Origin of the sequence: Blastococcus sp. Marseille-P5729 (assembly GCF_900292035.1) — a bacterium.
Taxonomy (GTDB): Bacteria; Actinomycetota; Actinomycetes; order Mycobacteriales; family Antricoccaceae; genus Cumulibacter.
In genome coordinates this window covers 220,485-232,736 of the sequence record NZ_OMPO01000002.1, presented here as the reverse complement: position 1 = coordinate 232,736, position 12,252 = coordinate 220,485, and the positions used below count along the sequence as shown (strand labels likewise).

Genomic DNA, 12,252 nt, shown 5'->3' with positions numbered 1-12,252 from the left:
AGGAGCGCCGTCGTGGACAACATCGCTACCACGTTCGCGATCGCCACTCGCGATCGCGCGCTCTTTGCTGCCTCCTGCCGCCCGACGGGCCTGACCGGGTCGACCGATTTCGGCAAGCAGGACAAGCACACCCCCCTGGATCTCGTACCCCCGATGCAAGGCTCGCCCTAGGCGACGACGCATCGGCGAGCTGGCCGCGAATCCCGGACCGGGATTCGCGGCTTTTTGCGTGGCCCGGCCCATGCCCACCACCGACCGACCAAGGTGATGACGACATGACCGTAGTGATGAAGGATCTCAAGGCGCAGGAGGCGCCCTACATCGACCTGTTCGCCCCCGACTTCGGAGCGCGCGACGACCTGCCGTGCCGTCAGCAGGACGGCGACCTGTGGTTCGCGGAGAAGCCGGCCGAGCTGGAGCTGGCCAAGACGCTGTGCCAGAGCTGCCCCGTGCTCACCGAGTGCCTGCTCAGCGCCATCGAACGGCGCGAGCCGTGGGGTGTCTGGGGTGGCCAGATCTTCGAGCGCGGCGCGGTGATCGCTACCAAGCGCGGCCGTGGCCGGCCGCGCAAGGGCGCTGCCTAGGTGCTGCCCCAGAGCGGTGCAGCGTGGCGCGCCGGCCGATTCACCCGCTCGTCGATGGGCTCGGCGGGCTGCCTATTCGGCGTACCCGGGCAGCCACTCCTCGGTGATGGTGGCGTACGGCGCCTCGGCGCGCAGCTGGCACAGGATGCCGATTGCGCCGAGGAACACCCGATGGATCATGACGTACTCGGGCGGCAGGTTGACCTGCCGCCCGAAGCGCATGGCCGGGCCGCGGGGGTTGGTCAGCCGGGCAGCCTGCTCCTTCAGCCACGCCCGGGTGAACTGGAATCGGGGTAGCACCAGCGGCTCCAGGATGGGCAGCAGATAGTCGATGATCTCCTGGGCGTCGACCACGATGTGCGGCTGCAGGAAGCGGTGCTGCCGGAGTGCGATGAGCGCATCGTCCGCCCGACCTTCGATCACCATGCGGATCGCCTCGCCGATGAACTCCGGCAGGCCGTCGGGTAGCGCCTTGACCGCGCCGAAGTCCAGGACGCCGAGGCGGCCGTCGGCTGTCAGCCGGTAGTTGCCCGGGTGGGGATCCGCGTGCAGATACCCGGCCCGGGCAGGGCCGGCGAAGGTCATCGTCGCGAGCAGCTCGCCCGCGCGATTCCGGTCGTGTTGCGTGCCATCGCTGATGATCGTGCGCAGCGGTGTGCCCTCGATCCACTCGCCGATCACGACCTTGGGTGCGCTGGCCACGACGGCGGGAACCAGGAAGTCCGGGTCGTTGGCGAACGCGGTCGCGAACGCACGCTGCGCGTCGGCCTCCTTGCGGTAGTCCAGCTCGTCCACGACGCGCTCGCGGATCTCCTCGATCAGCGGCTTGATCTCCAGCCCCGGCGTCACCATCCCGTAGAGCCGTGCGAACCGAGAGAGTTGGTTGAGGTCGGCCATGAGCGCGGGGCCCGCGCCGGGGTACTGCACCTTGATCGCCACCTCACGACCGTCGTGCCACACGCCGCGATGCACCTGACCGATGCTCGCTGCGGCGGCCGGCTGGTCGTCGAACGAGGTGAATCGCTCACGCCACCGGATGCCGAACTGCTGGTCCAGTACCCGGTGCACGGTCGCCGCCGGCATCGGCGGCGCCTCCTCCTGCAGCTTGACCAAGGCCTCGCGGTAGGGCGCTGCCATGTCGTCGGGCAGGGCAGCCTCGAACACCGACAGCGCCTGCCCGAGCTTCATCGCGCCGCCCTTCAGCGTGCCGAGGACCTCGAACAGCTGCTCGGCCATCCGCTCGCGGTTTGCGGCGCTGACCTCCTCGGCGCTCTGCCCGGTGAGCCGACGTCCGAACCCCGCCGCGGCACGGCCGGCTGCGCTCAAGGGAAGGGAGGCGAGCTTGGCGGCGCGGCGGCGATCAGGGACAACGGGATCGTCGGACACCATGCCATTGTCCACCACCTCAACGGATCCGGCACGCACAGGCCGCGTGCCGCGGCCAGTATCGCCGCTCGAGAACTAGATCGGGCAGCGCGATCTCGAGGCTGGCGTTGAGCGTCTCGGGCAGTCGTTCACCGTCGATCCACTGCAGCACCTGGGTCGCGGCGAGCGCCGCTGTCATCATCACCAGGGCAGTCTCGCCGCCCTCGCCTGCCGAACCGGGATGGTTCAGCAGCTGCGGCTTGAGCACTCCCCAGTGCCGGTCCAGGTCGCGACGGACGGCGTCCTGGCATTCGAGGCAGGAGGACTCGCCCGGCACGACCAGCGGCCCGATCACGCCGCGGCGCTCGCGAATCGACATGACCAGCAGCGGCGTCCTGGTGGCCATGAGCATCCGGGCCCGCTCGCTGGCGGGATCCACCGGGTCGGCGAGCAGGACGATACTCGGCCGGTCGGTGGTGCCCAGCGCGGTCACCGTGGTGCCGGGCGCGCTGCGGGAGATTGCATCGCCGATGGCGCCGTGCCGGTCTCGCCCCAGATCGGTGGCCAGCAGACCACCCGGCAGCAGGTCGGCGCCGCACACCGACCCGCGCTGCACGAGTCCGAACTGCCGGACGCCGCTCGCGGCGAGCAGCGCGCCGACCGCCGCCGCGAGCCGGGGCCCGCCGACGATCACCACATGGGCCCGCGCCCGCAGCCGCAGGATCTCGGCCGGGCTGACCGAGAGCGAGCCCAGCGCACGGCCGTGTAGCTCCGGCGCCAGCGCCCCACTGAGCGAGGGATGGTCCGCGGGATCGGGTGGGCCGTCCGCGGCATCTGCGAGGTCGACCAGCAGTCCTTCGCAGGCGAGCGTCGCCAGCACGTCACGAGCAGTGGACTCATTCACGGGGCACTGGTCGAGCACCGTCGACAGGTGGCGGCGACCGTCCAGGCTGGCGATCAGCGCGGCAATCTCCTCGGTGGCGTTGTGCAAGACGACCGCCCGCGCGGAGTCGGTGCCGATCTGCAGCACCCCGGGGGCGCGCCAGAGGCGGCGCAGCACCGGCGGCAGCCACGGGTACTCCGGCAGGGACGTATCGCTGCGGACGATCGTGCTCACCGGACCTCCTCTCATGCGGCGGATGTGAGGCACTCTGACATCGCTGGGACCTGCCCGGACACTTGTCCACAGGCAGAGTCGGCCGCCGGGCGACATGTGGACAGCGCGTCGGCTGGCTGTGGAGGACAGGGGTGCAGCCAGCGGGAAAGCTGTGGATCGGGCTGTGGACAGGCCGCCGACCGTTGACCGATTCTCCTCGTGACCTGGGGGAAAACCGACGCATGCCGACTCGCCCGGCGGTTGTGGACAAACGATCCTCGGGGCGCGCGAGCTGAATCGAGTCGTGGCGGTCGGGGCGGCCCGGCTAGTCTCGGCGGCGTGAGTGCTCGAAAGCCCGCTACCGAGCGGCGCACAGTCGGAGGCGTCCCGGTCGAGATCCGGCGCAGTACCCGGCGCACGCGCAGCGTGCAGGCCTACCGGGACGGCGAGCAGGTCGTGGTCCTGCTGCCCGCCCGGCTGAGCGCCGACGAGGCGGAGGGATGGGTCGACCGGATGGTTGGTCGGGTGCTGGCCAAGGAGGACCGGAGGCAGCAGGCGACCCCGCGAAGCGACGAGCAGCTGGCGAGCCGGGCCAGCGCGCTGTCGGAGCGATACCTCGAGGGGCGGGCTCGGCCGGCGGGCATCAGGTGGGTGAGCAACCAACGAACCCGTTGGGGGTCATGCACCCCGTCGACCGGTCAGATCCGGCTCTCACACCGGCTGCAGCAGATGCCGTCGTGGGTGATCGACTATGTCATCGTGCACGAGCTGGTACACCTGCTGGAACCCGGCCACGGCCCCCGGTTCCGTGAGTTGTGCGCACGTTATCCGGACACCGCACGTGCCGAGGGGTTCCTGGAGGGTGCGGCATACGCGGCCGGCCTGCCGATCGGGTGGGACGACGAGCAGCCCGAGTAGCGACGCAGCAGAACCTAGGCGCCGGCCGGTGCCGGGCCGCCCTTGTCCGGGTCGTCTTCGTCCTCGTCGTCGGGGCGTCCGTCGATGCCGCCGTCGAGATGCTCTCTGGGCCCGCCGCTGCCGTCCGAGGCCAGCAAGGCCTCGAAATCAGCCTCGGTGAGCTGCGGCTCGCCCTCGGGGTGCTCAGTGGTGGTGCTGAAGTCGTCCGAGGTCGGCAGCAGGTCGGGGTGCTCCCAGAGCCGGTCGCGCCCTTCGATGCCTTCGGCGTCCTCGATCCGCTCCCACATCGCGGCCGCGTCGCGCAGCCGCCGGGGCCGCAGCTCGAGGCCCACGAGGGTTGCGAAGGTCTGCTCGGCCGGCCCGCCGGAGGCGCGGCGGCGGCGCATCATCTCGCCGAGCCCCGCGGCCCCCGGCAGCCGGTCGGCCGCCGCTGTGGTCACCACGCGGTCGACCCACCCCTCGATGAGCGCGAGCAGCGTCTCGAGCGCCGTGAGCTGCTGCTTCTGGGCCTCGGTCTGCTGCGGCTCGAAGACCCCGCTGGACATGATCTCCTGGATCTTCTGCGGGTTCGCCTGGAAGTCCTCGGGGGAGATCTCCGACAGCGAACGTTCGATCGCGTCGCGGTCGATGGTGATCCCCGAGGCGTATGCCTCGATCGTGCTCAACAGCTTCTTGCGCAGCCACGGGACGTGCGCGAACAGCCGGATGTAGGCAGCCTCGCGCAGCGCGAGGTAGAGCCGTACCTCCTCTGCATCGTGCTCGAGGGAATCGGAGAGCTCGTCGACGTTCTGCGCGACCAGGACCGCCGTCCCCTCGGGTCCGAGCGGCAGCCCGATGTCCGTGGAGGTCAGGACCTCAGTGGACAGCGAGGCAAGCGCCTGCCCGAACTGGCCCCCGAACAGCATCCCGCCCATCGCCTCGAGCATCTTCTCGATACCCGGAAGCTGCGGCATGCCGGGAACTGCGGCCAGCCCCTCCTCGGGCACCAGCGCGGTCATCGCGCCGACCATCTTCGAGGCCACCGGATCGCAGAGCGTCGCCCATACGTCGAGGGTCCGCGACACCCATTCGCTGCGCGTCCACACGGCGGTCGAGCCCACCCCGCTGGGGAAGGTGCTGGCGCTATCCAGCCACAGATCGGCGATCCGCACCGCCTGCTCGGCGCCATCGCGGGAGGTCTGGGCCGGCTTCTCACCCTGCTGCGCTGCGCGGACCGCGGTCTGCTTGGCGATGTCCCAGTTCACCGGGCCGCTGGTGCCGCCCATGAACATCTGCTGCAGCTGCTGCAGCATCGGCATGAGCTGGTTCATGTCGGGCATCTGCCCGCCGCCCATACCTGGCATGCCCGGCATACCCGGCATGCCCGGCATGGGGAAGCCGAAGGGATTCGCCGGCTGCTGAGGCTGATTGCCCTCCTCGGACGGGTCGTCGTCGGGCTGCGGGCCGTTGAAACCGAACGGCGGCTTCGTCATGGGTGCCTCCTAGGCTGGGCGCTTGGTAGGTCAACGTCCTCCGGCGGGCGGGTTGTTCCCCGATCACGGACGCCGGGTGGCCGGTCGACGAGGCGCACGCTGCCCTACGCTAAGGCAATGACTCGCCGCCTGCAGACCTTGGTCACCGGCGTGATCGTGCTATGCGGGTTGGCGCTGCTGCTGGCGTTCATCCGCGTCCCGTACGTCTCACTCGTGCCGGGCCCGACGGTCAACACGCTCGGTGACTTCGAGGGCGAGCCGGTCATCGCGATCCAGGGCAAGCAGACCGACCCGGGGGAGGGCAACCTGAACCTCACCACGGTCGGGGTCATCGACGAGATCACGATCTTCCAAGCGATCGCCGGATGGTTCTCCGACGATGCCGCGATCGTTCCACGCGAGAGCGTCTATCCACCCACCCAGACCCGCGAGGAGACGAACGAGCAGAACCGCGCCGAGTACGTCCAGAGCGAGAGCGCGGCGATCCAGGCTGCGATGAACTACCTCAACTACCCGAAGAAGGTCGTGGTCGTCGACGCGCCGGACGACATCCCGCTCGCGCCGGGGGATGCGCTGGAGGCCGTCGACGGGCAGCCGGTGCCCGACGCCGAGACGCTGACCACCGTGCTGACCGGCATCGAGCCCGGCACGGAGGTGAGCGTGGACTATCTGCACGACGGTGAGCCGGCGACGACGACGATCGTGACCCAAGGTCCGCCGGAGGATCGCGCAGGCTCGCTGCTGGGCATCACCGTCACGTACCGGGGTTACGGCGGCTTCAGCGTGAGCTTCGCACAGAACGACATCGGTGGCCCGTCCGCCGGTCTCATGCTCACCCTCGGGATCATCGACCTGGTGGGCGAGCAGCCCCTGGTGGACGACGAGTTCATCGCCGGCACCGGCACTATCGATCCCGACGGCAACGTCGGCGCCATCGGTGGGGTGCGCTTCAAGCTCAAGAAGGCGGCCGAGGTGGGGGCCGCGATGTTCCTGACGCCGGCCGACAACTGCGCGGAGGCGTTGATCGACCCGCCGGACGACGGCCCGGTGATCGCCAAGGTCGCCACCCTCGAGGACGCCGTGGAGGCGATCGAGGCGCTGCGGGCCGGCGAGCCGATCGACACCTGCTCCTGACCCAGGTGGCCGCCCAGCCGCCGGGCTCATAGGCTTCTCACGGCAGGAACCGTGGGCGCGACCTGCGCGTTGGGATATCAGCGCGCGGCTCGCCAGCCGCGCTGCAGGAACTAATAGGGGAGAGTGCAAGGGTGGCAGTTCGACCGCCGGCGGCCGCGTCCTTCGGAATGAGCAAGCGGGCGCGCGTGCTGATGATCATCGGCGTCGCGCTCGCCGTGCTGATCCTGGCAGCGAGCCTGGTCGCGCAGCTGCTCGTGCGGTACTGGTGGTACCAGGAGACCGGCTACACCGAGGTGTTCTGGACCACGTGGCGGACCCGCGCCGTCCTCTTCCTCGTCTTCGGTGCCGTGGCGGCGCTGGTGATCGGGCTCAACGCCTACCTGGCCTACCGGCTGCGACCGGCCTTCCGCCCGCTCACCGCCGAGCAGCAGAACCTGGAGCAATACCGCCGGGTGATCGAGCCGCGCAGCAGGCTGCTGCTGATCGTCACCACCCTGGCGGCTTTCCTCTTCGGTGGCTATGCGGCTCAGTCGCAGTGGCGCTCGTATCTGACCTGGGCCAACTCCACCGACTTCGGCCGCACCGACCCGCAGTTCGGCCTGGACGTGTCCTTCTACACCTTCGAGCTGCCCTTCCTGCGGTTCTCGTTGACCTACTTGTTCGCCGTCGTGGGGTTCGCGATCGTGATCGCGGCCGCGATCCACTACCTGTACGGCGGGATCCGGCTCAACTCGCCGGGCCAGCGCTTCGCGACCGCCACGCTCGCGCACCTCGCGGTGCTGCTGGGCGTGTTCGTGCTGCTGAAGGCGCTGGGCTACTGGTTCGATCGTTACGACCTGATGTTCTCCACCCGGGGCAAGAACTTCTACGGTGCGGCGGCTGCCGACGTCAACGCGATGCTGCCGGCGAAGACCATCCTGGCGATCGTTGCGATCATCTGCGCGCTGGCGTTCTTCGCCACCTTGCTGATGAAGAACTTCGCGATCCCGGCGATGGCGCTCGCGCTGATGATCGTCGCCAGCCTCGCGATCGGGACCGCCTACCCGGCGATCTACAACCGGTTCGTGGTCACGCCGAACGCGAACGTGAAGGAGGCCGAGTACATCGAGCGCGCGATGGACGCCACGCTCGCGGCGTACGGCCTCGATGAGGTCGACTATCAGGCCTACCCCGCCAAGTCGACCGCCGAGCCCGGCGAGATCCGGGCGGACGCCGGCACCATCCCGCACCTGCGGCTGCTTGATCCCAACGTGATCAGCGAGGTCGTGCAGCAGAACGAGCAGGTCGTGCGCGTCTACTCGTTCGCCGACCGGCTGGATATCGACCGGTACACGATCGACGGCGAGAGCAAGGACTACGTGGTCGCGGTGCGCGAGCTGGATCCCTCGCGCTTCTCCGAGGCGCAGCGCAACTGGATCAACATGCACACCTACTACACCCACGGCTACGGATTCATTGCCGCGCCGGCCAACGAGGTCGACGAGAAGGGCATGCCGAACTTCGTCAACTCCGGGTTCGAGGGTGGCGAGATCGAGGTCAAGCAGCCGCGGATCTACTTCGGCGAGCTCAACAACGAGTACTCGATCGTGGGCACTGAGGACGGCAAGCATCGTGAGTACGACCGGCCGGAGGACAGCGAGGGGCAGGGCGAGCGCCGCACCACCTACGACGGTGAGGGCGGGGTTCCGGTCGACAACCTGTTCCGCAAGGCCGTGTTCGCCATCCGCTACGCCGAGGGCAACTTCCTGCTCAACAGCAGCATCGGCAGCAACTCGAAGATCATCTACGACCGCACTCCGCGCGAGCGGGTCGAGGCGGTCGCGCCATTCCTGACCGCGGACGGCGACCCGTACCCGGCCGTGATCGACGGACGGATCACCTGGATCATCGACGCCTACACGACCTCCGACGGCTACCCGTACGCCGCCCAGATGAGCCTGCGTGACACCACCGCCGACGCGCAGACCGGCACCGGCACCGCCGCGCTGCCCGACGAGACGGTCAACTACGTCCGCAACTCGGTCAAGGCGACCGTGGATGCCTACGACGGCACGGTCACCCTCTACGAGTGGGACGAGAACGACCCGGTGCTGAAGACCTGGCAGAGCGCCTACCCGGGGGCGATCACCCCGAAGTCGGAGATCCCCGAGGGCCTAGCCGACCACTTCCGCTACCCGGAGGATCTGTTCAAGATCCAGCGGCAGCTGCTGACCCAGTACCACGTCAGCGACCCGAGCAAGTTCTACGGCGAGGACGGCTTCTGGAAGGTGGCCGCCGACCCGACCGGTGGAGGCGCCGGCGACCAGCCACCGTTCTACGTCCGCTCACAGCTGCCCGGCCAGGACGTGTCCACCTTCAAGATCACCTCACCGCTCACGGCCAACAACAAGGACAACATCACCGCCTACATGGCAGCCGAGAGCGACCCGGAGAACTACGGCAAGATCACCGTGCTGACCATGCCGCCGGCGCAGAACACCTTCGGCCCGCGTCAGGTGCAGAACCAGTTCACCAACGACGAGGAGATCAAGACCAAGCTCAACTGGCTGCGACAGGGAAACGCCGATTCGGTCGATTTCGGCAACCTGCTGACCGTGCCCATCGCTGGCGGCCTGCTGTACGTCGAACCGGTCTACGTGCGCTCGACCTACCCGACACTGCAGTTCGTGCTGCTGCAGTACGGCGGGCAGCTCACCTGGGCTCCGACCATCAAGGAGGGCCTGGACAAGCTGTTCGGCCCGGGCGCCGGCGACAATGCCGCCAACACGGCCAACGAAGACGCCGCGGACATCAATGAGAGCACCACGGACCCCAACGGCACAACCGGCGGATCTGGCGGGGGAGACGCGTCGACGCAGCAGAAGATCAACGATGCCAACACCGCGCTGCAGGCGGCCATCTCGGCGTACGAGGCGGCCGCGCAGTCCGGTGACTACGCCACGATGGGGCAGGCGCAACAGCAGATCATCGACGCCAGCAAGGCGCTGGACGCCGCGGTCAAGGAACAGCAGGCGGCAACGCCGTCGGCCGAGCCAACCGACGACGGCGGGTGATCTCGGGCACGTTGGTTGCGAGCCGCCGAGGAGACGCGTAACGTAGACCCATGTCACCGCGGGGTGGAGCAGTTCGGTAGCTCGCTGGGCTCATAACCCAGAGGTCGCAGGTTCAAATCCTGTCCCCGCTACGAAGAAAGTCCAGGTCAGCCCATGGTTGCCCTGGACTTTCGCTTTGGGGGCGACATGCGATCCCATCGTTTACCTACCACATTGAGCAGGTGCGCCGCGCTCCCCGCGCAGGCGCAGCGCCGTTCGATCCGGTCGCTTCCCGGCTGTTCGGTACGGCTTGAGCACCTGCCTCTCATGAACACCACAGAACCGGGGCTGGAGCCCCTGATCGGGGTCGAGGAACTTGCCGAGTACCTCGGGTCCCCGCGCAGACCATCTACGACTGGCGGCTGTCCGGCAAGGCGCCGCGAGCCTTCAAGCTCGGCAAGCATCTGCGGTTCGCGCTCTCGGATGTCCGCGACTGGCTCGATGCGCAGCGTGAGAGTGATGTGTGATGAGCAGACCACCCACGAGGCTGACGAGCACCACGGCGCACGTGACGCACAAGATGCCCCGACCCCGAAGGAGGTGCTGACCGGGGTGCTCGCCAACAGCGGCGGCGAGTTGTCTGCCACGCAGACGATCAAGGCCGAGCAGGAGGCCTGGGGCAGCATCGCCCAGCTCGCTGCCGAAATGGAGACCCTCGCCACCGCTGCGCAATGCGACCGCTGGGCGCAGTTGCTCATGTCCTGCGGCCTCACCGACGAACAACGCGACGATGTACTCGCCTCGGATGCCTACGGCCCACTTGCGGCCGAGCTCCGGCGGGCCGAAGCGAATGGCCACAACATCGAGGCGACCTTGCCTAGTGCAGTCGCCCGCTACTGACTCGATGACGCCGATGACATCGCCGCCGTCCTACGCCACCGGTTGAGGCTGGCCACCGCCGAAGCGGGAAGGAGCCGAGGCCGGCGTTCCGCGAGGATGATCGTCGGCCTCATCTCAGAACCCATGGGACCGATGTCATCCGACATGCGCCAGGCCATCAACGAGCGCAAGGCGCTCATCGAACAACGCCCCGGGCACTCGCCGTCACTGCCGTCAAGAACCGCGAACGGTGGGTCGAGCAACTCGGTGAGCCATCAGTCGACCGCGGGCATTGGCTGAGGAACGTCACCACCATCGCCGCCTACCGCGACCGGCACGGCATCACCAGCCACGAGCCCCTCGGCGGACAGCCCGCCAGCGACAACCAGCGAGTTGACGCGCCCGCGCCGAAGCGGCGCTGCGGCGGCTACGCGGGGTTGCATCTCCAGCTCCTCGTGTAAACCAACTTGGTCCTGAGGTCGGACTCGGTCGATAGGTTCTCGGCCCCCGCCCAAAAATCGTCGCCGGTCATCGCTAGAGTTGCCGGTGTGAGCCGTGTCCGACGCGGGGCAACCGTGGGCCGTGGATGAAGAAGCGCCATTCGTTTGCCCCTGTGAGTGCGCATGTCGAACAGGAGTCAGCATGGCGTTGCCCAAGATCGTCAGCCTCTTCTCGGGTGCAGGAGGCTTGGACCTCGGCTTCAAGCGGGCTGGCTTCCCGCTGACCTTCGCGGTCGACGTGTCGCCCGCCGCCATCCAGACTCACCAGCGGAACTTCAAGGAAGCGACGTCAGTTGCCGCCGACCTAGAGGATCTCGGCCCTGACGGTGTTCTTACCCACCTGGAGAACCTTCTGGAGCCAGGCGAATCGATCGGGGTGATTGGTGGGCCGCCGTGTCAGGGCTTCTCCCGCGCAAATACCGGATCGGCCGCAGACGACCCGCGCAACCGGCTACCCATACTTTACCTTCAGATTGTCGAGGCGCTTCAGGGAAAGTACGACGTTGAGTTCGTTCTGTTCGAGAACGTCTTAGGTATCCGTGATGCCAAGCACTCGGTGACGTTCCGCGGCATCCTTTCCAAGTTCAAGGAGATCGGTCTCACCCCCGATGTGAACGAGTACTCGGCCCTCGACTACGGAGTCGCCCAGACTCGGAATCGAGTCATCATCTCTGGTTTCCGAAACGAGGAAGTGGCTCGGAGATTCAAACCAGCGAAGGTGGAAGCGAGTGGGCTCACGGTGCGGTCAGTTATCGGAGATCTTCCTGCTCCAGCGTTCTTCGCTCGCGATCTTGAGAAGTCAGCTATTCCCCACCATGAGAACCACTGGACGATGCGCCCGGTATCAAAGCGTTTCCACCAGCCTGGCGGTGCCGACCGCGCAGGCCGTAGTTTCCGTCGACTGGACTGGGACAAGCCGAGCCCTACTGTCGCCTACGGCCATCGAGAGATCCATGTACATCCCGAGGGCCGCCGCCGTCTTAGCATCTACGAAGCGATGCTCCTTCAGGGATTCCCGGAGGAGTTCGTTCTGGAGGGAACCCTCTCGGCCCAGGTCGAGCAGGTCTCCAATGCAGTCCCGCCCCCGTTGGCCAAGTCTCTCGCTACCGCAATCAAGACTGCCATGCGGTCGTCAGGGCGACCGGTGGCTCCACTGGAGGCGCTGAGCGCGTGAGAAGTAATGGGTGCAACGCAGCCGCGCGACCGGTGGCCAGCCGCAACAGGTCGCCCGTTTCCGTCGGAGGCACTCACTACCGTCCGCTCTGTAACTAA

At 67.8% G+C, this 12,252-nt stretch carries 10 protein-coding genes, 1 tRNA gene and 1 pseudogene; 9 read left to right on the top strand and 3 right to left on the bottom strand.

Annotation, left to right across the window (positions count from 1 at the left end; all coding sequences use genetic code 11):
• Positions 1–12 precede the first annotated feature (12 nt).
• Together DAA40_RS16195 and DAA40_RS09665 are read left to right on the top strand one after the other, a co-directional pair.
• Positions 13–171 (top strand): hypothetical protein, encoded by a 159-nt coding sequence (locus tag DAA40_RS16195; RefSeq protein ID WP_158716353.1) that lies wholly within the window; start codon positions 13–15, stop codon positions 169–171.
• A 104-nt stretch (positions 172–275) separates the two neighbouring features.
• A complete protein-coding gene (locus DAA40_RS09665) occupies positions 276–584 on the top strand; it encodes a WhiB family transcriptional regulator (RefSeq protein WP_234356325.1) in 309 nt (102 codons plus the stop codon).
• Positions 585–656: 72 nt separating this feature from the next.
• On the opposite strand, the gene DAA40_RS09660 is transcribed toward DAA40_RS09665, so the two are convergent.
• Positions 657–1,973 (bottom strand): AarF/ABC1/UbiB kinase family protein, encoded by a 1,317-nt coding sequence (locus DAA40_RS09660; protein ID WP_106850107.1) that lies wholly within the window; start codon positions 1,971–1,973, stop codon positions 657–659.
• 16 nt (positions 1,974–1,989) lie between these two features.
• Positions 1,990–3,066 carry a hypothetical protein gene (locus tag DAA40_RS09655; RefSeq protein WP_106849529.1) on the bottom strand — a complete coding sequence of 359 codons (1,077 nt, stop codon included), beginning with the start codon at positions 3,064–3,066 and terminating at the stop codon, positions 1,990–1,992.
• A 318-nt stretch (positions 3,067–3,384) separates the two neighbouring features.
• Between DAA40_RS09655 and DAA40_RS09650 the strand changes: the two genes are divergently transcribed.
• Complete coding sequence (locus DAA40_RS09650; protein ID WP_106849528.1) at positions 3,385–3,963, top strand: M48 family metallopeptidase; 579 nt, start codon at positions 3,385–3,387, stop codon at positions 3,961–3,963.
• 14 nt (positions 3,964–3,977) lie between these two features.
• Here DAA40_RS09650 and DAA40_RS09645 read toward each other — a convergent pair whose 3' ends face one another.
• On the bottom strand, positions 3,978–5,435 hold the full coding sequence (locus tag DAA40_RS09645; RefSeq protein WP_106849527.1) for a zinc-dependent metalloprotease: 1,458 nt from the start codon (positions 5,433–5,435) through the stop codon (positions 3,978–3,980).
• A gap of 117 nt (positions 5,436–5,552) precedes the next feature.
• Between DAA40_RS09645 and DAA40_RS09640 the strand changes: the two genes are divergently transcribed.
• The 6 genes and pseudogenes from DAA40_RS09640 to DAA40_RS09610 all read left to right on the top strand — a co-directional run bounded on the left by DAA40_RS09640 (position 5,553) and on the right by DAA40_RS09610 (position 12,154).
• Positions 5,553–6,569: a PDZ domain-containing protein gene (locus tag DAA40_RS09640; protein ID WP_106849526.1), complete on the top strand. Its 1,017-nt coding sequence runs from the start codon at positions 5,553–5,555 to the stop codon at positions 6,567–6,569.
• A 131-nt stretch (positions 6,570–6,700) separates the two neighbouring features.
• Entirely contained in the window at positions 6,701–9,622 is a 2,922-nt protein-coding gene (locus tag DAA40_RS09635) for a UPF0182 family protein (RefSeq protein WP_106849525.1), read from the top strand.
• 57 nt (positions 9,623–9,679) lie between these two features.
• A tRNA-Met gene (locus tag DAA40_RS09630) sits at positions 9,680–9,753 on the top strand.
• A gap of 249 nt (positions 9,754–10,002) precedes the next feature.
• A pseudogene (locus DAA40_RS17025) lies at positions 10,003–10,128 on the top strand (helix-turn-helix transcriptional regulator); the annotation flags it as partial.
• Positions 10,121–10,501, top strand: coding sequence for a hypothetical protein (locus tag DAA40_RS09620; RefSeq protein ID WP_106849524.1), 381 nt, complete (start codon positions 10,121–10,123; stop codon positions 10,499–10,501). The pseudogene DAA40_RS17025 and the gene DAA40_RS09620, both read left to right, overlap by 8 nt.
• 621 nt (positions 10,502–11,122) lie before the next feature.
• Positions 11,123–12,154 carry a DNA cytosine methyltransferase gene (locus DAA40_RS09610; RefSeq protein WP_106849522.1) on the top strand — a complete coding sequence of 344 codons (1,032 nt, stop codon included), beginning with the start codon at positions 11,123–11,125 and terminating at the stop codon, positions 12,152–12,154.
• Positions 12,155–12,252 lie beyond the last annotated feature (98 nt).

Coding starts and splice junctions, on each gene's coding strand:
- DAA40_RS09610 (WP_106849522.1), top strand. CDS start 11,123: ATGGCGTTGCCCAAGATCGTCAGCCTCTTCTCGGGTGCAGGAGGCTTG.
- DAA40_RS09640 (WP_106849526.1), top strand. CDS start 5,553: ATGACTCGCCGCCTGCAGACCTTGGTCACCGGCGTGATCGTGCTATGC.
- DAA40_RS09620 (WP_106849524.1), top strand. CDS start 10,121: ATGTGTGATGAGCAGACCACCCACGAGGCTGACGAGCACCACGGCGCA.
- DAA40_RS09660 (WP_106850107.1), bottom strand. CDS start 1,973: ATGGTGTCCGACGATCCCGTTGTCCCTGATCGCCGCCGCGCCGCCAAG.
- DAA40_RS09645 (WP_106849527.1), bottom strand. CDS start 5,435: ATGACGAAGCCGCCGTTCGGTTTCAACGGCCCGCAGCCCGACGACGAC.
- DAA40_RS09665 (WP_234356325.1), top strand. CDS start 276: ATGACCGTAGTGATGAAGGATCTCAAGGCGCAGGAGGCGCCCTACATC.